The organism is Hymenobacter montanus (assembly GCF_014699115.1).
In the GTDB taxonomy this organism is placed as follows: Bacteria; Bacteroidota; Bacteroidia; order Cytophagales; family Hymenobacteraceae; genus Hymenobacter; species Hymenobacter montanus.
Genome location: NZ_JACXAD010000003.1, coordinates 150685 through 172904 on the forward strand (window position 1 = coordinate 150685; position 22220 = coordinate 172904).

23 protein-coding genes are annotated in these 22220 nt (G+C 60.2%); 12 read left to right on the top strand and 11 right to left on the bottom strand.

What is annotated here, in order from left to right; translation table 11 throughout:
* The first annotated feature begins 13 nt into the window (after positions 1 to 13).
* From IC235_RS03590 to IC235_RS03600, 3 genes are all read left to right on the top strand, one after another.
* Positions 14 to 472 (top strand): TPM domain-containing protein, encoded by a 459-nt coding sequence (locus IC235_RS03590; protein ID WP_191003805.1) that lies wholly within the window; start codon positions 14 to 16, stop codon positions 470 to 472.
* The gene (locus tag IC235_RS03595) at positions 469 to 1320 is read left to right on the top strand and encodes a TPM domain-containing protein (protein WP_191003806.1); all 852 of its coding nucleotides are present in this window, start codon (positions 469 to 471) and stop codon (positions 1318 to 1320) included. Before IC235_RS03590 ends, IC235_RS03595 begins: the two co-directional genes overlap by 4 nt.
* 126 nt (positions 1321 to 1446) lie before the next feature.
* On the top strand, positions 1447 to 1626 hold the full coding sequence (locus tag IC235_RS03600; RefSeq protein WP_191003807.1) for a hypothetical protein: 180 nt from the start codon (positions 1447 to 1449) through the stop codon (positions 1624 to 1626).
* Positions 1627 to 1712: 86 nt separating this feature from the next.
* Here the strand turns inward: IC235_RS03600 and IC235_RS03605 are convergent, their stop codons facing one another.
* From IC235_RS03605 to IC235_RS03625, 5 genes are all read right to left on the bottom strand, one after another.
* Positions 1713 to 2387, bottom strand: a complete 675-nt coding sequence (locus tag IC235_RS03605; protein ID WP_191003808.1) for a sterol desaturase family protein — start codon at positions 2385 to 2387, stop codon at positions 1713 to 1715.
* 33 nt (positions 2388 to 2420) lie between these two features.
* Positions 2421 to 2969, bottom strand: coding sequence for a shikimate kinase (locus IC235_RS03610; protein WP_191003809.1), 549 nt, complete (start codon positions 2967 to 2969; stop codon positions 2421 to 2423).
* A 155-nt stretch (positions 2970 to 3124) separates the two neighbouring features.
* The gene (locus IC235_RS03615; protein ID WP_191003810.1) at positions 3125 to 4183 is read right to left on the bottom strand and encodes an ABC transporter permease; all 1059 of its coding nucleotides are present in this window, start codon (positions 4181 to 4183) and stop codon (positions 3125 to 3127) included.
* 249 nt (positions 4184 to 4432) lie between these two features.
* A complete protein-coding gene (locus IC235_RS03620; RefSeq protein WP_191003811.1) occupies positions 4433 to 5590 on the bottom strand; it encodes a BT_3928 family protein in 1158 nt (385 codons plus the stop codon).
* Between the two features lie 99 nt (positions 5591 to 5689).
* A complete protein-coding gene (locus IC235_RS03625; RefSeq protein WP_223847061.1) occupies positions 5690 to 6244 on the bottom strand; it encodes a DUF1599 domain-containing protein in 555 nt (184 codons plus the stop codon).
* A gap of 106 nt (positions 6245 to 6350) precedes the next feature.
* Between IC235_RS03625 and folP the strand changes: the two genes are divergently transcribed.
* The 3 genes from folP to IC235_RS03640 all read left to right on the top strand — a co-directional run bounded on the left by folP (position 6351) and on the right by IC235_RS03640 (position 9314).
* Complete coding sequence (gene folP, locus IC235_RS03630; protein ID WP_191003813.1) at positions 6351 to 7265, top strand: dihydropteroate synthase; 915 nt, start codon at positions 6351 to 6353, stop codon at positions 7263 to 7265.
* A 640-nt stretch (positions 7266 to 7905) separates the two neighbouring features.
* Positions 7906 to 8739 carry a diadenylate cyclase CdaA gene (gene cdaA / locus IC235_RS03635; RefSeq protein ID WP_191003814.1) on the top strand — a complete coding sequence of 278 codons (834 nt, stop codon included), beginning with the start codon at positions 7906 to 7908 and terminating at the stop codon, positions 8737 to 8739.
* A gap of 212 nt (positions 8740 to 8951) precedes the next feature.
* Positions 8952 to 9314 (top strand): hypothetical protein, encoded by a 363-nt coding sequence (locus IC235_RS03640; RefSeq protein ID WP_191003815.1) that lies wholly within the window; start codon positions 8952 to 8954, stop codon positions 9312 to 9314.
* Between the two features lie 115 nt (positions 9315 to 9429).
* Here IC235_RS03640 and kbl read toward each other — a convergent pair whose 3' ends face one another.
* Positions 9430 to 10677 (bottom strand): glycine C-acetyltransferase, encoded by a 1248-nt coding sequence (gene kbl / locus IC235_RS03645; RefSeq protein WP_191003816.1) that lies wholly within the window; start codon positions 10675 to 10677, stop codon positions 9430 to 9432.
* 689 nt (positions 10678 to 11366) lie between these two features.
* Here kbl and IC235_RS03650 point away from each other — a divergent pair.
* Positions 11367 to 12002: a hypothetical protein gene (locus tag IC235_RS03650; protein ID WP_191003817.1), complete on the top strand. Its 636-nt coding sequence runs from the start codon at positions 11367 to 11369 to the stop codon at positions 12000 to 12002.
* Positions 12003 to 12064: 62 nt separating this feature from the next.
* On the opposite strand, the gene IC235_RS03655 is transcribed toward IC235_RS03650, so the two are convergent.
* The gene (locus tag IC235_RS03655; RefSeq protein ID WP_191003818.1) at positions 12065 to 12217 is read right to left on the bottom strand and encodes a hypothetical protein; all 153 of its coding nucleotides are present in this window, start codon (positions 12215 to 12217) and stop codon (positions 12065 to 12067) included.
* A 104-nt stretch (positions 12218 to 12321) separates the two neighbouring features.
* The gene (locus tag IC235_RS03660; protein WP_223847076.1) at positions 12322 to 12672 is read right to left on the bottom strand and encodes a patatin-like phospholipase family protein; all 351 of its coding nucleotides are present in this window, start codon (positions 12670 to 12672) and stop codon (positions 12322 to 12324) included.
* A 305-nt stretch (positions 12673 to 12977) separates the two neighbouring features.
* Here IC235_RS03660 and IC235_RS03665 point away from each other — a divergent pair, with 305 nt between their 5' ends.
* A complete protein-coding gene (locus tag IC235_RS03665) occupies positions 12978 to 13973 on the top strand; it encodes an NAD-dependent epimerase/dehydratase family protein (RefSeq protein WP_191003820.1) in 996 nt (331 codons plus the stop codon).
* A 251-nt stretch (positions 13974 to 14224) separates the two neighbouring features.
* Here IC235_RS03665 and IC235_RS03670 read toward each other — a convergent pair whose 3' ends face one another.
* Positions 14225 to 14992, bottom strand: a complete 768-nt coding sequence (locus tag IC235_RS03670; protein ID WP_191003821.1) for a TerC family protein — start codon at positions 14990 to 14992, stop codon at positions 14225 to 14227.
* A 178-nt stretch (positions 14993 to 15170) separates the two neighbouring features.
* The gene (locus tag IC235_RS22430) at positions 15171 to 15302 is read right to left on the bottom strand and encodes a hypothetical protein (protein WP_262892810.1); all 132 of its coding nucleotides are present in this window, start codon (positions 15300 to 15302) and stop codon (positions 15171 to 15173) included.
* 436 nt (positions 15303 to 15738) lie between these two features.
* On the opposite strand from IC235_RS22430, the gene IC235_RS03675 reads away from it, so the two are divergent.
* From IC235_RS03675 to IC235_RS03685, 3 genes are all read left to right on the top strand, one after another.
* Positions 15739 to 16488, top strand: coding sequence for a DUF3891 family protein (locus tag IC235_RS03675; protein WP_191003822.1), 750 nt, complete (start codon positions 15739 to 15741; stop codon positions 16486 to 16488).
* 319 nt (positions 16489 to 16807) lie between these two features.
* Positions 16808 to 17776 carry a YihY/virulence factor BrkB family protein gene (locus IC235_RS03680; RefSeq protein WP_191003823.1) on the top strand — a complete coding sequence of 323 codons (969 nt, stop codon included), beginning with the start codon at positions 16808 to 16810 and terminating at the stop codon, positions 17774 to 17776.
* Positions 17777 to 17980: 204 nt separating this feature from the next.
* Entirely contained in the window at positions 17981 to 19174 is a 1194-nt protein-coding gene (locus tag IC235_RS03685; RefSeq protein ID WP_191003824.1) for a hypothetical protein, read from the top strand.
* 141 nt (positions 19175 to 19315) lie between these two features.
* Here IC235_RS03685 and rlmN read toward each other — a convergent pair whose 3' ends face one another.
* Entirely contained in the window at positions 19316 to 20395 is a 1080-nt protein-coding gene (gene rlmN, locus IC235_RS03690) for a 23S rRNA (adenine(2503)-C(2))-methyltransferase RlmN (RefSeq protein ID WP_191003825.1), read from the bottom strand.
* A 668-nt stretch (positions 20396 to 21063) separates the two neighbouring features.
* On the opposite strand from rlmN, the gene IC235_RS03695 reads away from it, so the two are divergent.
* Entirely contained in the window at positions 21064 to 21999 is a 936-nt protein-coding gene (locus tag IC235_RS03695) for a C39 family peptidase (protein WP_191003826.1), read from the top strand.
* Positions 22000 to 22220: the final 221 nt, after the last annotated feature.

Genomic DNA, 22220 nt, shown 5'->3' on the forward strand with positions numbered 1-22220 from the left:
CTCACTGATCAAGATGAAATCTCCTCTCTCTCCCGCCGAAGACGCGGCCTTGGTGGCAGCCATCCGGCAGGCTGAGGTTACGACTTCGGGCGAAATTCGGGTGCACCTGGAAGATACCTGCCCCACGCCCGAACCTTTGGACCGGGCTGCGCAGGTGTTTGTCGAGCTCAATATGCACAAAACGGCCGCCCGCAACGGCGTACTGTTTTACCTGGCCTGGAAGAGCCGGCAGTTTGCCGTGATTGGCGACGCCGCCATCAATGCCGCCGTGCCCGACGATTTTTGGGAAGCCACGAAGGAAGCCGTGCTGGAGCAGTTCCGCCACGAACGATACGTGCTGGGCCTGGAGCGGGGCATTACGATGGTAGGGGAGCAACTGAAGCGCTATTTCCCCTACGACGCCACCACCGACGAGAACGAGCTGGACGATTCCATCTCCTTTGGCGGCGATAAACCGGCTTCCGACGCATGAAAAACGCCCCCGCTCCCGCTCGTTTGGTGAGGCCGCTCCGGCCGGCAGTTGACCCGGCCAACGCGGTGGGGCGCCCGTGGTGGCCCGTGCTGCTGGCGTGGCTGTGGCTGCTGCCCATCCTGGGAGCCAGGGCCCAGAACGTGCCGCCGCGCCCTAGTCCGCCGCGCCTGGTGAACGACCTCGCCCGCCTGCTGCAGCCGGGCGAGGCCGATGCGCTGGAGCGTAAGCTGGTGGCCTACAACGACAGCACCTCGTCGCAAATCGCCGTGGTAACCGTGCCCAGCCTCGACGGCAGCGAAATTGCCGACTACGCTCAAAGTCTCTACGAGAGTTGGGGGATTGGTCGTAAGGGCAAGAACAACGGCATTCTGGTGCTGGTGGCGCAGCAGGAGCACGTAGCCCGCATCCAAACCGGCTACGGCCTGGAAGGGGCCGTGCCCGATGCCATTGCCAAGCGCATCATCAGCAACACGCTGGTGCCCGCATTTCGCCAAAACCAGTACTACGCCGGCCTCGACCGGGCTACCGACCAGCTCATTGCCCTGGCCAAGGGCGAGTACCAGGCCGACCCGGCCGATGAGCGTCCGCAGGGCCGGCGCAGCGGGCGCGGGTCGGGCGTGCCCTTCTGGGTAATAATCGGCATTCTGGTGCTCATCTTCATCATGCTACGCAACCGCGGCGGGGGCGGGCGGGGCAACCGGGGCTTCGGCGGTGGGTTTGTGCCGCCCATCATCTTTGGGGGCGGGGGCTTCGGCGGCGGGGGCGGCTTTGGCGGTGGAGGCGGAGGCGGCTTCGGCGGTTTTGGTGGCGGCAGCAGCGGGGGCGGTGGCGCCAGTGGCAGCTGGTAGCTGGGTAGGCTGGCAATAATTGCTGAGCGAATGAGGAGCAGTCAACCTTTCGGGCGCGAGCTGAGTATCTGTTCCTATCCGGCGGTAAGCGCTGCGGGCATTTCCTTTTACCTTTCTCTTCACGCCATGAATGCTTCTCGAATTTCCCTGTTTGTTTTTCTGGGCACCTTGGCTACTACGCTCACGGGCTGCGAGGCCATCGGCACCATCTTCAAGGCTGGTGCCTATACGGCCATCATCGGGATATTTCTCGTGGTAGCGCTGCTGTGGTTCATTGTTAGCAAGATGCGCGGGCCACGTTCTTAGTCGGGCCCGAAAGAAAACCGGTCATCAAAAAGGCGGCTCCCAGTTCGGAGCCGCCTTTTTGATGACCGGTTTTCGGCAAGGCAATACTATTCCGCTTTCTTGTTCGGCATGGTACCAATGATGTGGTCCCACAGCGTACTCGACACGCCAAAGGCTACTTCGTCCTGCCGATAGTGGTGCTGGCTGTGGTGCGTCCACCACACTTTCAGAAAGTTCTTCGGGGGCGAGTAGGCGTGAATGGCGTAATGCACGAACAAGTACGTGGCGTACCCAAACGTGAAGCCCGCCAACAGCCCAAACGCATACGAGCCGAAGGCGAGCCGGAAAATGAAGAACAGCAGCGACGCCACGAACACCGTCACGATGGGCGGCATGGCCAGCCGGGTTTTATCCTTGGGGTACTCGTGGTGCACGCCGTGCAGGGTGTACTGAAACTTGGCCCGCGCCGGCGAGGTGGCCGGAATGTGGTACAAGTAACGGTGCACGGCATATTCGACAAACGTGAAGGCGAACAGCCCGAGCAGGAACAGCCCGAACGCCGAAAAGCCCGACATAAAGCCATGCGTAAGGCCGTAATACAGGCTCAGCACGGTGGTGAGGGCGAAAATGCCTACGGGCAACGCAATGTGCGTGTGCGAAAGGCGCTCCAGAATTGGGTTCTGGAAGAGTTGGGCCGAGCCTTTGTGCTTGGGCCGTACCGGTGCAGGGGTGGCTGGTAGGTTAGAAGCTACGGCCGGTTCTTCGGTGGATACTGGTTGCATGGAGAGAACGGGCAAACGAATCAAGTAACAAAATTACGCGTCGGGCGGTAATTCGCCCCTTGGCGTCGGGGTAAACCCCGCTGCGGCGAGCCGGGCCACCACGGCGGCCACCGTGCAGGCAGTGCCGCGGCATCGCACGCGGGCCTGGGAGTAAAACTGCTTCCGGGCTGCCAGGGTTTCATGCAGCCACTGTTCGGGGCGGTCGGCCGTAGCCACTAAGGGGCGGGTGGCGGTCTCGGTCGCGGCGGCCAGGCGGGCGGCAAGCACCGGCTCCGGCACGTCGAGCCAGAGCGTGCAGCCGGCGGCATTCAGCACCGTGAGGTTATCGTGGAAGCACGGCGTGCCGCCCCCGGTAGCCAGCACCAGGGGCCCCGGCCGGGCCGCCACTTCCCGCAGGACCTTCGCCTCTAACCGACGAAAATACGCTTCGCCCTGCCGTAAAAAGATGGCCGGAATAGCTTGTCCGCCCCGAGCCACGATTTCAGCGTCGAGGTCCAGAAAAGGCAGCCCGTAGTGGGCGGCCAGGGTCCGGCCCAGGGTGGTTTTTCCCGAGCCCGGCATGCCAATGAGAAAGAGCTTCAACGAGAATTAGAGCGGTTTAATGAATGATGGATGCCCCGCGCGTCAACCTTGCCCCCAGTTCCCGGTTCGCTTGATGCACGAAGCCACAGGAGCGGAGGAGCCAGGCGTACATCGGTGGTGAAACGGCTGTAAGGAGTGAGAAATATTGAGCTGGGTCAACCGAGCTTTACCCGCGGGTCGAGCAGGGCGTAGAGCACGTCCACGGCAATGTTTATTAGCACGAAGAGTGCCGCCACAAACAGGGTGGCCCCCATTACCACCGGCAAATCCAGGTTTTCGACGGCCCGCAGCGTTACCGTGCCCAGCCCCTTCCAGTTGAAGATGTATTCGATGAAGAACGCACCCGCCATAAGCGAGGCCAGCCAACCTGAAACTGCCGTTACCACCGGGTTGAGCGCATTGCGCAGGGCGTGGTGCACCACCGTGGCCGACCGGCTCAGGCCCTTGGCCCGGGCCGTGCGGATGTAATCCTGGCTGAGCACGTCGAGCATGCTGGAGCGAGTGAGCTGGGTGATGATGGCCAGCGGCCGGATGCCCAGGGCCACGGCCGGCAGCAGCAGGTTGCGCAGCACCAGATAGCTTTCACCCGTGAAGGGGTCGGTTTCGTACAGTTGCCCGGTGAGGCTCAGACCCGTCCAGGAGCTCCAGTAAAAGCCGAAGGTGACGGCAATGGCAATGGCCGCCACGAATGAGGGCACCGAGATGCCTAGCACCGACGTGCTGACCAAGGCCCGGTCCAGCCAGGAATGGGGGCGCAGGGCCGCCGCCACCCCGAAGGCCACGCCGCCGAGGCTGGCAATAGCCATCGCCGCCAGGGCTAGCCACATCGTGCCTGGGAAATAGTCGAGCAGGATGCGCAGCACATCCTTGTTGCTCTGGAAGGAACGGCGCAGGTAAGGCATTTTCAGCACCAGGGCGCGGTGGCCCACGGGCAGCAGGGCCAGCCCGCCGTAGCGGGCGCGGCCGGCCGAGTCGCGCGGGTGCAGCCCCAGCGGCGACACGTCGTTAAGGTAGCCGGCCAGGCGCAGGGGCAAGGGCTGGTCGAGGCCCAGGTCGGCGGTAATAGCGGCCTTAGTGGCCAGGTCGGTGCGCTGGCCCGCCAGCAGGGCCGCGGGGTCGCCGGGCAGCACGTTGAACAGCAGAAAGACCGTGCACGCCACCCCCACGAGAACCAGCAGGCCCTGGGCCAGGCGACGGAGAATGAAAGGAAACATAATGGCGGCGAGACCTCGCCTTGGTGGAGTGGTCGATGAGCGATAATTAGCGGAGCTATTTGAGGTAGCTTTTAGAACTCAGAAATTAGAACCCAGAACTTAGAACCTAGACCAAAGCAAGGAGCCGGGTGAGGGCTAAAAAAGCTTAGGTTCTAAGCTCTAACGCAGCATCCGTCGAAACAGAGAAGGCAGATAGCTTCTGATGAAGGCACGAATGCCCGCCGCCAGGGTGGCGGTGGCAGCTGGGGGTTATTGCAGCTTCTCCTCTACTTTGCCGATGCTGGGAATATCGTGGTAGTGGTACTTGCCCCGCACTACGCCGTCCTTCAGCAGCAGGAAGCCGGGGTTGGAGCGAATGATGGATTTGAGCACCGTGGCATCGGCGTAGTAGAAGGGCACGGCGAAGTTGGCGTTGTGCCGGAACACGTCGAACTCCGCTGGGCTGCTGCTGGTGATGATGAGCGGCAAAATGTTGGCGCGCGACTCCTTGGCATCAGCGAACAGTTTGTTGATGAGGTCGTAGCGGTCGCGGTCGGCCTTGTCGGTATTCTGAACGATGAGCACGAGCTTTTTGCCGCGCAGCAGCTCGGAGGTATAGTCGCCCTCGTCGTTCCACACCCGGAAGTCGGTGATCTTGGGCCCATCCTCGGGGTTGAGCGGCACCATGCTCTTGTAGGTCCAGGTCGAATCGGGGTAGGTCGTAAACTCCTGGGTTTGCCCATTTTTCTCCATGATGTACTTGTAGCGGAGCGGGGCACTGGGCTTCATCAGCTGGCCAATGTTGTTGCCGACTTTATAGGGTAGGAAATCAAAGTAGGGCAGGTGCCCCAGGGCCCGCACGCCGATGCCGATGGCAATGGCCGAAGCAAAGGTCATGGTCATGACGCCCGGGGTGCCCTGCACGAAGGAGTGGCGCAGGAACCGCTGGTTGAAAAACACAATGGACCAGAGCGCCAGTAAGAACAAGTCTTTCGTAAACGACGTCCACGGGGTCAGCTTAATGAAATCGCCGAAGCAGCCGCAGTCGGTTACTTTGTTGAAGGCCGCCGAGTAAAAGGTCAGAAAGGCAAAGAAGACCAGCAGGGCCAGCAGCGCCCGCAAGGTGTTGCGCAAGTACCAGCGCAACAGCAGGGCCACGCCCAGAATAACCTCCAGCGAGCTGATGACGATGGACAGGCTGCGCGAGCTGTTGGCCAGGGCCCTAAACAAGCCGCTCAGCAAAGGCACGTCGCGCGAGAAGACGTCGAAGTATTCCTCCAGCTTGTAGGCCGTGCCCACGGGGTCGTTGAGCTTGATGAGGCCGGAAAAAATGAACAAGGCCCCCAGCAAAAACCACGACACCCGCGTGAGGGTGCGTAAGCGGTGCTGGACAGAAGTGGCCGGGGGGAGGGAACCAGGAGTTGACATAAGACAAAGTAAACCGGTGGCAAACGGCTAGGCAACGCGCAAAGTTTGGGAGGCGATGAGCAGGACGTTCTTTCTGCTCATGGCTTTACCTCTATCCGGTCATTTTTTCTCTTCCTCCCTGCCTTCCCCTCGCAAAATCAAGGCGAAGACGGCGTAGTTCAGCATATCGCGGTAGCTGCCTTCCACACCTTCGCTTACGGTAGCCACTCCGCCATTATCTTCCAGCTGCTTAACGCGGTGCAGCTTCATCAGAATGAGGTCGGTGATGCTGGCGACGCGCATTTGGCGCCAGGCTTCGCCGTAGTCGTGGTTTTTGGCCAGCAGCAGGCGGCGGTTTTCCGCGGCCTCGTGGTCGTAGGCCGTGGCCACCGCCTCGGGCGTGAGGTCCAACGGGGTGTCGGGCGGCAGGTGCAGCTGCATCAGGGCAATAAGGCAGTAGTTGATGATGGCCACGAACTCCTCGCTCACGTCGTCGGCCACGAGCTGCACGCCGGTTTCCTGGATGGTGCGGATGCGGTTGGCTTTGATGAAAATCTGGTCCGTGACCGAGGGCAGGCGCAGGATGCGCCAGGCCGTGCCGTAATCGTGGGTTTTGGCCAGGAACAAGGCCCGGCAGCGGGCCAGCAGCAGGTCGTAGTGGTCGGGGGTGGTCAAGGGGAGGGAGGAAAGTAGTGGGAAGGGCCGCCGCGGCACCTTCGAGGCCGCAAGTTCGCCTTGCCGGATGGATATTGAGCGGCCGTAGCTCCCTGCCCCATTGTCCATGCCGTCCGTTCCCCTGCCCAGCCGCTCAGTGGCTCATGCCTCTCTCCATCCCTGCCCTCATGCGCTACTCAGTCCGCATGGGCGCTTGCTCGACTTGCATCGGCCGCAGGTAATGGGCATTCTCAACCTGACGCCCGACTCGTTTTTCGCCGACAGCCGCCTGGCCTCGGAGCGCGACTTGCTGGCCCGGGCCGAAGCCATGCTCGCGGCCGGGGCCGCCGTGCTCGACCTGGGCGCCTACAGCACCCGGCCGGGGGCCGACCACATCGCCGAAGCCGAGGAAGCCCAGCGGCTGCTGCCCGCCATTGCCCTGCTGCGCCGACAGTTTCCGCAGGCGTTCCTATCGGCCGATACCTTCCGGGCCTCCGTGGCCGCCGCGGCCGTAGAAGCCGGGGCCGATATGGTGAACGACGTGGCCGGCGGCACCCTCGACGCGGCGATGTTCGCAACCGTGGGCCGCCTGCGCGTGCCCTACGTGCTGATGCACCTGCGCGGCACGCCCCAAACCATGGCCCAGCTCACCGACTACGAGGACGACGTGGTGCTCACGCTGCTGCGCTACTTCCGCGACGCGCTGGCCGCCCTGCGCCAGGCCGGGGTGGTCGACGTGCTGCTGGACCCCGGCTTTGGGTTTGCCAAGACGGCTGCTCAAAGCCACGAGGTGTTGCGCCGACTGGCTGAGCTGCAGGTGCTGGGTCGGCCCTTGCTGGCCGGACTGTCGCGCAAAAGAATGGTGTATGGCCCGTTGGGGCTCCGTCCCGAAACGGCCCTGAACGGCACCACGGCCCTGCACATGGTGGCCCTGCAAGGCGGTGCCCGGCTGCTACGAGCCCACGACGTGGCCGAGGCGCGCCAAGCCATTGAGCTGTGGGAATTGGTCAGCGGGGAAGGAGAGGAGAAAGAAAGGAGCTAGAAATAGACTTAGCTCGCCAATAAACTGCGACGGACCGAAAAGCAGAGTCGCGCTCTGTATTTTCTGCTGAGCTCGCCAGCAAGATCTCTCCATGATTGGGAGCTTAGTGCATCTTTTTCGATTTTCTGGCTACTTTAGTACGAATGACCACTCGTATTACCGAAACCACTAACTGATTGGGATTACTTCGCAGCCGCGCCAGGTGACGACACTAGGCGACGACATTGGTTCGCCAGCTATTGCCGGCAGCATTGGCCACTTTTCAACGCCGCATGCGTTCGCCTTCGGCACGTCGCTCTTAGCTCAGCATTTGAATTGCGAACAGTGTTGCTACTCAACGAAAGACGGTATTATCGACGGTACACAAACCGATACCTCCTCGCGAACGTTAGATTACCTAATTAGCCTGGCCAATGAGTGAACCCGAACCCGAAAGGCACCCTTACAGAGGCCGTTTAAACAACATCCAGTTCACTGAGCCCGTTTTGACTACTCCGCGTTCCACGAGACCGGGTCCAATCTTTTCTTTATCCGCACTCCTGCCGCTTCAGCTTTTTTAAATTTCTGCTTCGGCGCTGCGATACGGGTAAGCTTTTGAAACACGCTCCTATCTGCCCCAACGCTCCTTTTTCCTTGTAAGATGACCGGCCCATTCCCCATCAATTTCCTGCAGTTTGGCTGGATTGACGCGGCCGATGTGCTTCTGGTTACGGTGCTGCTGTATCAGCTCTACAAGCTATTGCGGGGCTCGGTGGCGCTGAACGTGGCCTTGGGGCTGGTGTCGTTTTACCTGCTGTATCTGGTGGTGAAGGCTACCGGCATGGAGGTGCTGACCAAAATCCTGGGTCAGTTTATGAGTGTGGGGGTGTTGGCCAGCATTATTCTGTTTCAGCAGGAAATCCGGCGCTTCCTGCTGAGCGTGGGCAAGGCCACGGCCCTGGAACGGGTGCGGGGGTGGCGCTGGGGGCGTCCCTCCCTGGACGCGCCGCTGTTGGTGGGCCCCTTCGTCGAAGCGGCGAAGAGCTTGTCGGCTAAGTATACGGGGGCCCTGATCTGCTTTGCCCAGGCGTCGGACCTCACCGCCTTCGCCGAATCGGGCGACCGGCTCGATGCCGAAATCAGCAAGCGCTTGCTGCTGTCGATTTTCAACAAAACCAGTCCCCTGCACGATGGGGCCGTTATCGTAACCAACGGCCGTATTCAGGCCGCCCGCTGCATTCTGCCGGTGAGCGAAAACCCCGACGTGCCCGCCTCGCTGGGCCTGCGCCACCGGGCCGCCATTGGCTTGAGCGAAATTACCGACGCCGTAGTACTCGTGGTGAGCGAAGAAACCGGCGCGATGAGCCTCGTGTACCAGGGCGAGGTGTACCGCGACCTCTCCACCGCCGAGCTGCGTGCCCGGCTGAATGAGTGGCTATTACGTGGCGAAACTCAGCCTAAAAGCATGAGCCCCGAAACCAACGCCATCGCGTAAGGCGGTTGGCCATTGCTGATTAAGGGCTCATCTGCATAGGGATAGAAGAATCAACCAAGCACTTTGGGCTGGTCAGCCTACCAGCCTGGGCTGCTACCACGAACCGGAGTTCGCAGGGCACCTGATCGGTTAGGAGCTACCCACGCAACCCTGCCCCAATAGCCTCGTTAAAGCCAATAGATTTAGCCTGACTTTCCAATAAAATTAGCTACATGAAAATCGAAGTTTCCAAGGGCCAGGATAAGGGTTTTCTGCCCGACGGCCGCCACACGGTCGAAATTACCGATATTGAGGAAGGCGTAAGTGAGCACCAGCAAGTGCCTTTCTTCGCCGCTCGCATGGAGAATGAGGATGGCTTTGTAAGCCAGCGCTTCTACAACTCCGAAGCCGGACGCCCCATCATTCTGCAGTTGTATACAGCCGTTGGCATCAAGCCCGAAGAAGGCAAGACCCTTGATACCAAGCAACTCATCGGCAAGCGCCTTTCCGTGGAGGTTGGCGACCATGCCTATGCCGACCCCGCGACTGGCAACGAGCGCAGCATTCGGCAGGCCACGGGTTTCCGGGCTGCTTAGCCAGTTTTTTAACTGAAAAAGGCCACTGCCCATCGGGCTAGTGGCCTTTTTGTTGGCAGATGCTAATGCCAGGTTCCCCTTTCTCTTGGAGAGGGGGCCGGGGGTGAGGTTCCCCTCACGGGGTGTTCTGGACCACCTGTCCGGCGGGCGATTGCGCCGCGCCGGGCTCTTTCAGGGTTCCTAGTTCCCGGCCGACTTCCTTGAAAGCGGCAATGGCCTTGTCGAGGTGCGCGCGGGTGTGGCCGGCGCTGAGCTGCACCCGAATGCGGGCCTGGCCCTGCGGCACTACGGGGTAATAGAATCCGACCACGTAGATGCCCTTGTCCAGCATGCGGGCGGCGAACTCCTGGGCCAGCTTGGCATCGTAGAGCATAACGGGCACGATGGGGTGCTGGCCGGGGCGAATGTCGAAGCCGGCGGCGGTCATTTGCTCGCGGAAGTAGCGCGTGTTTTCCTCGAGCTGGTCGCGCAGGGCGGTGCTTTCGGTGAGCAGTTCGAGCACGCGCAGCGAGGCCCCCACGATGGCGGGCGCCAGCGTGTTGCTGAACAGATACGGCCGGCTGCGCTGGCGCAGCATGGCGATAATCTCCTTGCGGCCCGAGGTGAAGCCACCCATGGCCCCGCCCAGGGCCTTGCCCAGCGTGCCGGTAATGATGTCGATGCGGCCCATTACATCGCGCATCTCATGAGTGCCGCGGCCGGTTTTGCCCAGGAAGCCGCTGCTGTGGCATTCATCCACCATCACCAGGGCCTGGTAGTGGTCGGCCAGGTCGCAGATGCGGTCAAGCTGCGCGATGGTGCCATCCATCGAAAACGAGCCGTCGGTGACGATGATGCGGTGGCGGGTGCCTTTGGCCTGAGCAGCCTGCAGCTGTTTTTCCAGGTCCGCCATGTCGTTGTGCTGGTAGCGGAAGCGCTGGGCCTTGCACAGGCGCACGCCGTCGATAATGCTGGCGTGGTTCAGGGCGTCGGAAATAATGGCGTCCTGCTCGTCGAACAGCGGCTCGAACACGCCCCCGTTGGCGTCGAAAGCCGCCGCGTACAGAATAGTGTCTTCGGTGCCCAGAAATTCGGCCAGCTTCCGCTCCAGCTCTTTGTGAAGGTCCTGCGTGCCGCAGATAAAGCGCACCGACGACATGCCGTAACCGTGGGTGTCGATGGCCGCTTTGGCCGCCTTAATCACCTCGGGGTGCGACGACAGCCCCAGGTAGTTGTTGGCGCAGAAGTTCAGCACCTCCCCGGCTTCGTCGGTTTCGATTTCGGCGCCCTGGGGCGAAGTAATGATGCGTTCCTTTTTGAAAAGGCCGGCGTTCTGGATTTCCTGAAGCTGCCGTTCGAGGTCGGGCTGGAGCGTGGCGTACATAGTTGCGGGATGACTTTAATTACTAAACCAAAGATACAGGTTGGAAATACCACGTTGACTTAAGCGGCGCTTTTGCCTGGCCTACCGGTGATCCCACTACTTTTACCTTCGATGGCAATTCAGGAAACACAGGCCCCCAGTAGCTGGATTACCTCTTTTCAAGCGCCGAGCTGAGTGCCTGCTGGCGGTGCCCGCGTTATTTCCGCTCTCGCAAGGCCGTTGGCGGACACGCCAACGACGGCGACCAGTTGCTGGCAGCCCTGCGCTACGCCCACCCGGTTGACTTGTACAAGCTCTTGGTGCAATTGGGCCTACCCGTAGCCGCCGCCGAAAGTGATGAGGTTTTTTGGAGCCTGATAGGTCACGCTGGCCAATGAGCGAGCATTAATCTGGGTGCGAAACGTGCCCGTACAGCAGCTTGAAGTTGCCAGGGTCGATCTCCCCTTCACGAAGTGACTACGAACTCTTCGGGCTAAACAATCCGAAAATTAATGCTTTGATTAGCCAGGCGGAAATGAGCTTGTGCGCGGCTGAATACAATCCTTTGAACAGTACTCCACCAACAGTATTTTTGACTTTCTCGCAGGTAAAGGTAGTGCACCTGAAGTTGAGATCTCTAAGCCCTCAACTTGGATAATCACCTTACACTAGTTATCAGAAAATAATTACCTTTAAAACAGCGTATTTTTATGTTTTTCAAAACCTTAGTCGCAGCTTTCTTTCTTGAGAGTGAAGATAATAATGATTCATTAGAACAGTTGGTGACGCTGGCTGGAATGACAGACCAACACTACTTGAGTGAAGATAAAAAGGTAGCATTAGGTATCCATGACCCAGGCATAGAAATAATTTATGGACAATGGGGTGCTTTTGAAGATGCTTGGGCAAGGCTTGATAAACTTGCGTATCATAACTGCTTACAGATTTATTTTTCCATGAGCCACTTCCTCGATCTGTGCTCTGAAAACACGGATGATGAAAGTCTTCCTTTAGAACAAGATTCCTTACTGCCTTTGGCAACGACTTTCGGTAATGCCTGTGAACAATTACAAGCAGAAGTGGCTTTCTTAGATACCCATGCTCACTATGGTGATGAAACTTGGATAAACAAGCAAGGTAATCGGGATTGGGTTATAAATTATTACTCTATGCTGCTAGAATTTAACATCAACGCACTAGCTGATGAGCGATTCGGACTTCTTTATTTGAATGAGTACATGACTCAAATTTGGGACTCAAATCCGGTACGTGAAAATCGTGACATGATATTACTTAGTAAGGGACGTTTAACGTTTGCTCAGCAAGGAGTGATAAGGTGGTTGTAATATCAAATTACGATTTTTATGAGCATAAGTAATGAACATCCAAAAAGATGTTCTTCCTAAACCTAGAAAACCAGCAGGCCGCCATCAACCAGGACTTGCACCGGTTGGCCGGGCGCCGGGGAGCCGACAAGAACGTGGTTTTGCGCATCGAGGAGCACGGCCCGGAAATACAGCGGAATGCTCATGCTGATGCGCCCGGCGTCGGCCACGCGCATGTCGGGGGTGGTTTCGTAGCGGACACCTGCACGCGCTGGGTAGTGAGGTTAGTGCCGGTGGTGTAAAGGTCGCGGAAGCGGGTGGCGCCGCCCCGGGATGGTTGCTAGGCCAGTGCATGCAGCTCGCCCAGGGTGAGGTTGGGCTTCTGGGTTTTGCGCGCCACCAGCTCGCTCAGGTAGGCGGCAAACGCGTCGCTGCGGTACCAGCCGTACTGCTTCACTAAGCGGTGGCGGCCGCCGAAGAAGATAAATCGGCCATCGTTGAGGCGCTGCACCGGCGTGGCGTTTACTACATCGATAACCTCATTGGCCGAGTAGCCCACCGCCAGCAGCGCCGCCTGAATGGCGCCGGCCGAAGTACCACCCACGCGCTCAATGCCTTGCAATATTCCTTGCTGCTCCAGCTCCCGCAAGGCGCCGCCGTAGGCAATGCCGCGGATGCCCCCGCCCTCCATCACCAGGTTGCAGTAGCGCGGCTGGGCGCTGGTCGTGGTGATATACTGAGCAGGGCTATTGCAACGCCCCAGTTCCGGAGAAGACGAGCAAGGTTTGACATCCGGCCAAAGATACCGTCAGGCTCTGCTGCATTGGCTTTAGAGGGCAGCTGGACCGAGGCTTCCGGCGTAGGGAACGGCCGCGAAAAACGGGTTGCCCAGCTTGGCACTGCTAAAGCATTGGCAGACGCTAGAATGCGTACCCTCACCGGTATCTTTGTGCCTGCAACTCAATTCCCCATCCCACTCAACATTAAATTTTTCGCATGGCCACCACCTCTTCTGGCGACCCCGACACCCCTGTTTTACCCGGCTCCGTGCTGGTTATTGGCGCCTGTGGCCAATTAGGCCTGGAGCTGGTGGCGGCTCTGCGCCAGCGCTACGAGCCTACCTGCGTGGTAGCTGCCGACGTGCGCCCCCCCAAGAACCCCGAGCTGCTGGCTGGGGGCCCTTTCGAACTGCTCGATGTGCTCGACCGCACCCGCCTCGACAAGCTCATTCGCCAGTACCGCCCCAAGCAGATTTATCACCTCGCGGCCCTGCTCTCGGCCACGGCCGAGAAGAACCCGCTCTTCGGCTGGCAGCTGAACATGGATGGTTTGCTCATCGTGCTCGAAGCCGCCGTGGCCCACGGCGTAGCCCAGGTGTACTGGCCCAGCTCCATCGCCGTGTTCGGGCCGGACACCCCCCGCGATAACACCCCGCAAGTCACCGTCATGAACCCGAACACGGTGTACGGCATCAGCAAGCTGGCCGGCGAGCAGTGGTGCGAGTGGTACCACCGCAAGCACGGCCTGGACGTGCGCAGCCTGCGCTACCCCGGCCTCATCGGCTACAAGAGCCTGCCCGGCGGCGGTACCACCGACTACGCCGTTGATATCTACCACAAAGCCGTGGCTGGCGAGCGCTACGAGTGCTTCCTCGAAGCCGACACCTACCTGCCGATGATGTACATGCCCGACGCGCTGAAAGCCACCCTGGACCTGATGCACGCCCCAGCCGACCAAATCAAGGTGCGGACCAGCTACAACCTGGGGGCCATGAGCTTCTCGCCGGCCGAAATTACGGCCAGCATTCAGCGGCACGTGCCCAACTTCCAGGTGAGCTACCAGCCCGACGGCCGCCAGCAGATTGCCAATTCCTGGCCCGCCAGCATCGACGATTCCGCCGCCCGCCAGGACTGGGGCTGGCAGCCGGATTTCGACCTGGATAAAATGACTGCTGACATGCTGCTGCATTTGAAGCAGCTGCAGCCAGTATAAAGAAGCGGCTGAGGGTGGTGCCACGAATTCCGCGCAGCGGTTCGTGGTACCACTACTCCCAGAACGGTAATTGCCAGGGCAGCTCAACAGCTAGTGGTACCACGAACCGCTGCGCGGAATTCGTGGTACCACCCCCGTTCCGTACAGCGCGGATAACCCCTCGAAAGCAACAGGAAAATTGACCACCTCACCAGGTCTTCGTTCGCAACCCCGGCACCGTCGGCGGGCAACTCGGCGGCCAACATCCTGGGTTACCGCCCGCCGCTCATGCGCCGGGGGTAATTGAACAGGACTGAGGTGGCCCAGGGTACCAGAAACAGGGCTACTGTGAGCACGGTGAGGCCCACATCGGCAGTCTCGCTGGCCAGAAACACGCTCAGCGGGTGCTGCGGCCGGAAGTGCTCGAACAATGAGAGCAACAGCTTCAGCCCCAGCAACGCAATGATGGTGAAGGCCGCCGTTTCCAGAAAGGGGTACCGACCCATCAGCAGCACGAAAACCTGCGCCACCAGGCGCATGGCCAGGATACCAATAAATACGCCCACCACCACCAGAATGATGTTTTCGGTGAAGGCCACCACGGCAAATACGTTATCGATGGAAAACGCCAGATCCATCAGCTCAATCAGGGCGACCGTGGCCCAGAACTTTCCGACCAAGCCTAAGGTGCGCCGGTAAATCCAGCTTTCCTCTTTCACGATGTCCTCGCCGTCGTCCGTGCCGTTGGGCCGGAAATGGTCGTACACCAGGTACAGCAGGTAGAGCCCCCCCAGCGGCTTCAGAAACCAGAATTTAATCAGGAACGAGGCGAAGACCAGGCATATTCCCCGGAATATGTAGGCCCCGAAGATGCCATAGCGCAGGGCTTTTTTGCGTTCTCCCGGGGGTAGATCGCCCACCATGGTCGCCAGCACGGCGGCATTATCCACCGAAAGCAGACTTTCGATGACGACTAAGTTGCCCACCACCGCCAGAGCGGCCAGCGGGTTGTCGATGATTTGCTGAAGGGGCGCGTACATGTAGGCGTAAGACAGTGGAAAGTTAAGCCCGCGACGTGCGGGAAGGGTGCTCTGGATGATTGGCTGGGTCCAGCATCCTATCCATTACCTCCAAAGCTGCGGCCCGGTTTTTCCCATACAGCGTGTGGCCCTGGCCCGGTAGCCGTTGTACGGATGCGTTGCCCAGGCGGCTGGCCAGTCAGGCAATATTGCCGCAGCCCCGTGCGCCATCGGTGGTACCGTGCCAGAGGAGGACGGGAGCCCGCACGTCTTCGAGGACTAAAGCCGGCCGGTGGCACCAGGTTTGGGTATCGTCGTACACCCCGGCCATAGTTGGCGAAGTGTTGTCCCGCTGCCTTCCGGAGCAGCGCCCGGAAGGTGGGTTGCGTCGTCATGAGCCGCTTGGCCGGGCGCTGGTAAATACCCCACGGACCTATCCCCGGCAGGTCGGCCACCAGAGTCTGCCATCCCAGCCTGGCCAGTACCTGGCAGGTGGCAGCTAGCGCTAAGCCGGAAAAGCCGTGCTGAAATTCCACTATCCGCCGAGCGGGGCTGTCGGAGCGCTTTAAGCCCAGGGCCCGGCCACTGGGCAGCTTAACGGGGAGCGGCGGGGAGCTGGGTACGGGCATGGCGGTTGCATACGGCCGAGCTGCGGACTGGTTGGGCCCACCCACTCGCGCAGGAAGCTTCCGCTGCTAGCCGCATCGCCTTCGGGCGGCCGTTTGCGTAACATCCCGGCACACACTTCTGCCGCTGCTTCGCCCATTATGATAGTCAATTCCACTCCCGCCGGCTGGCAAATCATCTATCAGCAGGCCCACGCCCTGCTGGCCATGCAGCTGGCGTGGGCCTGGCCGCCCACCCTGCCTGCCGACCGCTGGGTCGGCCTGCTCGCCGCCATTGCTCAACACGACGACGAGCAGGAGGCCTGGCGCGACCGCGGGGGCCACCACGGCCTCACCGCCGCCGGCGCGCCGGCCAACTTTACTCAAAAGCCCTTTTCGCTGGCACAGGCGACGGGGGTACTGGCTGCCGCCCGCTTCCAGGGCCAATGGCGCAGCTTGCTCACCAGCATGCACCTGAGCTGCCTCTACGAAACGCTGCGGGGCAGCGACCCGAAAACAACGGCGTTCCTGGACGAGCTGCGGGCCGGACAGCAGCGCTGGCGGCGGGCCCTGAGAGTGAAAAAAGACGAAGCCCAGGCGGCCTACGACTTGCTGCACTGGGCCGACCGCCTGTCGCTCATCCTCTGCCGGCACGAGCTGCCGGAAATGGGCCGCGCCCTGGAAATATACCACGGCCCCGACCAACGGCGCTACGACGTGCGCCAATCCCCCGACGGTTCCATGCACGTGGAGCCCTGGCCCTTTGCCCCCGCCGAGCTAGTGGTGAGCGTCGAAGCCAGCGTGCTGACTCAGCTTCAGTTTGCCGATGATGCCGCGCTGGCCGCCGCGCTCCGTGCGGCTCCGGTCGAAACGCTCCGCTGGACGCTCCGCCGCGCGAAAGAATCGACCTGAAAAGCGGACGCTCGCCCCTTGCTGCCTGGCCTTATTCCAGTTGGCCACGATTGGGCGCGGCAGCCCTTGCGTTAGGAAAGAATCTGGGCGTTGGCGAGGGTAGTGCTGGTCCTGGCCGGACTGCTGCTCAACGGCTTTTGCGGTCTCCTGGTGGGCTCGGCCAGCATTTGTCCGGCTGCTTATCAGCCCCGGCCAGTGGCTTTTAAGTACGACCAGACGGTACCAGTGGCCGCCTACTCAGCCAACGCCGCCACGTCCGGGCCGTACTATCGTACTATAAGGCGGCATTCTACCTTTCCGCCGCTTATTTTTTTGTAGCATGGCACACTATACATTTTCTGATATTCTGACCGTTCTCAAATCTTCGGCCTCTGAGTTCAGCAACAACAACTCGTTCCGGCATTCGGCGGCGCTGTCGTACTACACCATTTTTTCGTTGCCGCCCCTGCTGCTCATCGTCATCACGATAGCCAGTACCGCGTTCGGAGGCGAGGCCATTACCGGCCAGGTTTATGGACAGATTAAGGGCCTGGTGGGGCCCGATGCGGCCAAGTTCCTGCAAGACAGCATTGCCAAGTTCACCCTGCAGGAGCGGGGACCCCTGGCCACGGCCATCGGCGTGGGTACGCTGATTTTCGCGGCCACCACCTTCTTCGTGACCCTGCAGGAAAGCATCAACGACATTTGGAACCTGAAGGTGAAAACTGCCGGCATCGGCATCGGCGAGTTCATCAAGCAGCGGCTGCTGTCGTTTGGCTTGATTCTGAGCGTGGCGCTGCTGCTGCTCATTTCCTTCGTGGTGAGTGCCGTGCTCAGCGCTTTCACCGGCTGGCTACAGCAGCAAATTCCCGAGGTTGGGGTTATCGCCATTCGCCTGGTTGACTTCGCCTTGTCGCTAGGGGTCACCACGCTGCTGTTTGCCCTCATCTACCGCTTCCTGCCCGATGCCATCATCCGCTGGCGCGATGTCGGCATTGGGGCCTTCATTACGGCGCTGCTCTTCGTGGTGGGGAAATTTCTCATTGCCTTCTACATCGCCAAGGCCAACCCTGGTTCGGCCTTCGGGGCGGCCGGCTCGGCCATCGTGCTGCTGGTCTGGATCAACTATTCCTCGCTCATCATCTTCTTCGGGGCCGAATTCACTCAGGAATTTGCCGACGCCTTCGGCCAGAAGGTCCAGCCCAAAGCCCACGCCGTGCGCGTACGGCTCGAAGAAGTGGCCCCCGGCGAATCAGAGGAGGAGCGGCCGACTGGCCGCCCCCACGCTACGGGCCGCTGGCGGTCCTAGCTGACTCGGCTGGCGAAATGTCCTTTTATTAGGCTTGAAAATAAAATTTAGTATAATTTATCTATCTGAAATTCAGTAAAATGTTATTAATTAGGGCAGATAAGTGATAAATTTTAGGGCGTTGCGAAAGGTCTGCTAACTCCAAATTTCGAGTTGCGACTATGCGCGAACAAGGGGCCATCTTTGGAGAAATTTATCCCCTCCATGAAAACACCCTTATCCTTTCGTTGCTGGAGCTTGGTCCTGGCCCTGGCCTTCGCCAACCGGCCGGCCCTGGGCCAAAGTCCTGCCGAGCGGGTGGTCGTGGTGAGTCCCACCGTGGGTGAGGTCATCGATGGGGCCGAAAAAGCCCGTTTCGGACTATTCCCCTATTATGCGGCCGATGACTTTGAGGAAGCCCGGTTCGTGCGCAGCTTGGCCGCCGACAGCGCCATCACCCTGCGTACGCGTCTGCGGGACGGCCGCCAGGTAGCACGGCCCTTCACATTGGCCGAGTTTGAGGCCGTGCGCGCTGGCATTGCCCGCCGCTTACAGGAAGTTGGCTCGCTGTCCCCCGAGCCAGTCGCTACCCGCAGCAATGCTAGCCCCTCCGGCAGTGCCGCCCTAGCTCCGGCTAGCAGTGGTACCCCCGAAATTATTGGCCGTACCTACAGCGTCGAATTGCGCTCAGGCAATCGTTTCATAGGGGTGCTGCGCTCGGCCACGGCCGAAGAGCTGGAGTTCGAAACCAAGGACCTGGGCCGCGTGCGCGTGCAGCGCGCTAACCTCATTGAATTTGTCCTGCTTAACCAAGGGCAGGCCCGGCGGGGGTATGATGACGTAGGTAATGGGACCCGCCTCTTTTTTGCCCCTACTGCCCGCAACCTGCGGCGCGGCGAAGGCTACGTGCAGGACATCGACATCTTCCTGCTGGGGGCTAACTACGGCATCACCGACAATTTTTCGGTGGGGGTGCTGGTGCCCGTCCTGCCAGGGTTGGGGCTGAGCGTATTCGCCTTCACCCCGAAGGTTAGTGTGCCCCTCACCGATAAATTCACCGTGGGCGCGGGGGTGTTATACGCCAGGGCGTTCGGCTACGGGGGCGGCATCGGCTACGGCGTGGCCACCTACGGCACGGCCGACGATAACGTAACCATGGGCTTGGGCTACGCTTTTGCCGGCGGCGAAGTCAGCAGTACGCCCGTGGTGGTGGTGGGTGGCGCCAAGCGGCTTTCCCGGCGCACTTCCCTCATCAACGAGACCTACATCGTGAACGGTGGGGTCGGCGGGTTATTTGGGCTGCGTATCGCGGCTTCCCGCGTCAGCGGCAGCCTCGGAGGCCTGTACTTTAGCGGCTCTGAAGGGGGCCTTTATCCCGCCTACGCCGAGGTTGCTTACCGCTTCGGAAAAATCAAATAGAGAATGTCGCAGCGGTCTTCATAAAGAAACTGCCCCGGGCGTGGCACCACTCGATACGAATCCCAGCCGAAAAGAAAACCGGGGCCAAAAGCAGCAGTCCACGCGCTGGCTGCTGCTTTTGATTACGTCCGACCGGCTTCGCTACGCGGCCAGGGGCTTTTCCTTCACCGCCAACTGCCCGCAGGCCGCATCAATGTCCTTGCCCCGGCTGCGGCGAATGTTGGTTTGCACGCCGCGGTCGGCCAGGTACTTGTGGAAAGCGGTGAGCTTGTCGTCGCCGGTGTTTTTGTAGTCAGCGTTTTCGATGGGGTTATACTCAATCAGGTTGACCTTGCACGGCAGCCATTTGGTGATTTTGAGCAGGTGCTCGGCATCTTCCGGGGTGTCGTTGAAGCTCTCGAATACGATGTATTCGTAGGTGACCTTGCGGCCGGTCTTTTGGTGGTAGTGCTGCAGAGCCTCTTTCAGCGCGGCCAGGGAGTTGGCTTCGTTGATGGGCATGATTTCGTTGCGCTTGGCATCGGTGGGCGCGTGCAGCGAGAGGGCTAGGTTGGCCTTCACGTCGTCGTCGGCCAGCTTCTTGATCATCTTGGCAATGCCGGCCGTGCTGATGGTGATACGGCGGGGGGCCATGTTCAAGCCGTCGGGTGCGGTAATGCGGCGCACGCTTTCCACCACGTTGGCATAGTTAAGCAGGGGCTCGCCCATGCCCATGTACACGATGTTGGTGAGCGGCGTGCCGTACTGGCTTTCGCACTGCTCGCGAATGCGCACCACTTGGTCGTAAATCTCGGCCGCGTCGAGGTTGCGCTTGCGGTCCATGTAGCCCGTAGCGCAAAACTTGCACGTGAGCGAGCAGCCCACTTGCGAGCTGATGCAGGCCGTCATGCGGGTGTCGTGCGGGATGAGTACGCCCTCCACGATGTTGCCGTCGTAGAGCTTAAAAGCCGACTTGATCGTCCCGTCGTTGCTGCGCTGGTGGTTCTGGACCGTCACCCCGTTGATGACGAAATGCGCGGCCAGCAGCTCACGGGTAGCCAGCGAAAGGTTATTCATCTCCTCAAACGAGGAGGCCGTATTTTTCCACAGCCACTCCAGTACCTGCTTGGCCCGGAAAGGCTTCTCGCCGTGCTCCACCATGAAAGCCTTCAGGTCGTCGGGCGAGGTTTTGCGAATGTCGCGCTTGATGGGCGCGGGGGCGAGGGGCAGTTCCAGAAGCATAGTACAAAGATACAACGGGCCAGAGGCCTGGGTTCCGATGGCCAGCAACTTGTGCCAGGGCTAAGTGCCTGTGCAGGTTGTAACGCGGACTCTGCGAGTCCGCGCCCGAGCAACTTGTGCCGGGGCTACGTGGCTCCGGAGGCGGCGCTGCTCCAGCCGACCAAACGCCCGTGCGGAGGCTAACGTCTCTTAATTGTGCGCAACACTCAGCGCATAAGCTGTAAAAGCGCGGTAGTCTATAGGCAATGCTGGTGGCCGTAGTGCCCGCCGCCCGGGCAGTGCGGAGGCAGTCGGGCCCAAGCTGGCTATCCTTGAGCCGAAGAGCCTGGTCGAAACGCAACAACGCGGGCGTGAAGAACCAGGCCGACCCGGATACGGCAGGCAGATGGCCACCCGAGCCGGAATTTGAGCAACCCAACCGAATATCCAGGCAAAGCACTCGTTCTCACTGGTCCCGCGCGTGGTTACGGGTTTCGGGTCATCCTACATTATTGGTCGTTGGGCCTAGCCGATACGGCGTTCATCCAACCTGACCCCGTGGTGGTTAGGACCCCACGCGATTACGACCTAGCTTCGTTACTGCTTGCTCGGTGGCCACCTGTAAAGCGTTTCCTCTTCCTTGGCCGGCTGCGGTCGGTTTCCACTCCATCTTTACTCTACTGCTTACCATGCGTACCCGCTCCGTTGCCGCCCGCGTTTTGCTGGGCCTTTCACTGACCGCTTTTTACGGTTGTCAGAAAGAATCACCAACCCCCGATAATGATAATACGGCCAATCCCGGCGTAGGGGTGGCCGATGCAAACACCTCCACCGTTACCATTAACTTCCCCGCGTCGGTTACGGTGGGGCAAGCGGTGACCTTCACGGGCACCGCCGGCGCCGATGTGGCCAAGGTCATTGTGGCGGTCGATGGGTACGTCATCAAAGACATGCCGGTTACTAATGGTGCCTACACGTTCGCTTACACCTTTAATGGAGTTGGCGCCAACCGCGCCCTCAACGTGAATGCATTTTCCGGCGCCGGCGCGATAATAGCCAACGCCAGCAGAACCATCAGTGTGACCAGCGGCACCACGCCACCCCCCGCGCAGGCGGTGCCTTATTTTTACCAGTACAACAACCGCTACAACCCCACCGGCTCGTGCCAGAACACCTCGACCGCTATGATGCTGAAGTATTACGGCATGAGCGGCGTTACGCCCGACGCGCTGTCGAATCAGTATGGTACCAACCTGGGGCAGAGTGTATCTGGACTGCAGCAGCTGTTTAATGAAAAAGCCGCGGCGGCTGGCTTGAAAGTCCGCGACCGTGGCACCACGACTGGTACCGTAACGAAGCTGCGCCAGCTGCTGGCCGCCGGCACCCCGGTTATTGTCCACGGCTATTTCACCAACTACGGCCACGTAATGGTAGTGACTCGCTTCGACGGCACTTACTACTACTGCAACGACCCGGCCGGCCGCTGGAGCCAGCAGTATAAATACGGGGGCTACAGCCAGAACAATGCCACCGAGGGCATCGGCGTGCGCTACGGCAAGGCGGCCTTCGAGGGGGCAGTGGCTCCCGACGGCTACGTGTGGCTCCACGAGTTTTACAAAATGTAACCTTAACCACTCTGGTTTGGAACTGCTCCGACGGTTACGGCCAAACGCAAAAGAGCCCCGCACAGCCTAGCGTGCGGGGCTCTTTTGCGTTTGGCCGAAGAAGGGCATAGTCGAAAAACAATGCATCCGTTTTAGTTCGGATGGTATTGTGGCCACCTGGTTTATTGTTTAAGCTGTTTTTATTACTTTACTTAGTACTTCACTTATTCTCTAGACCAATG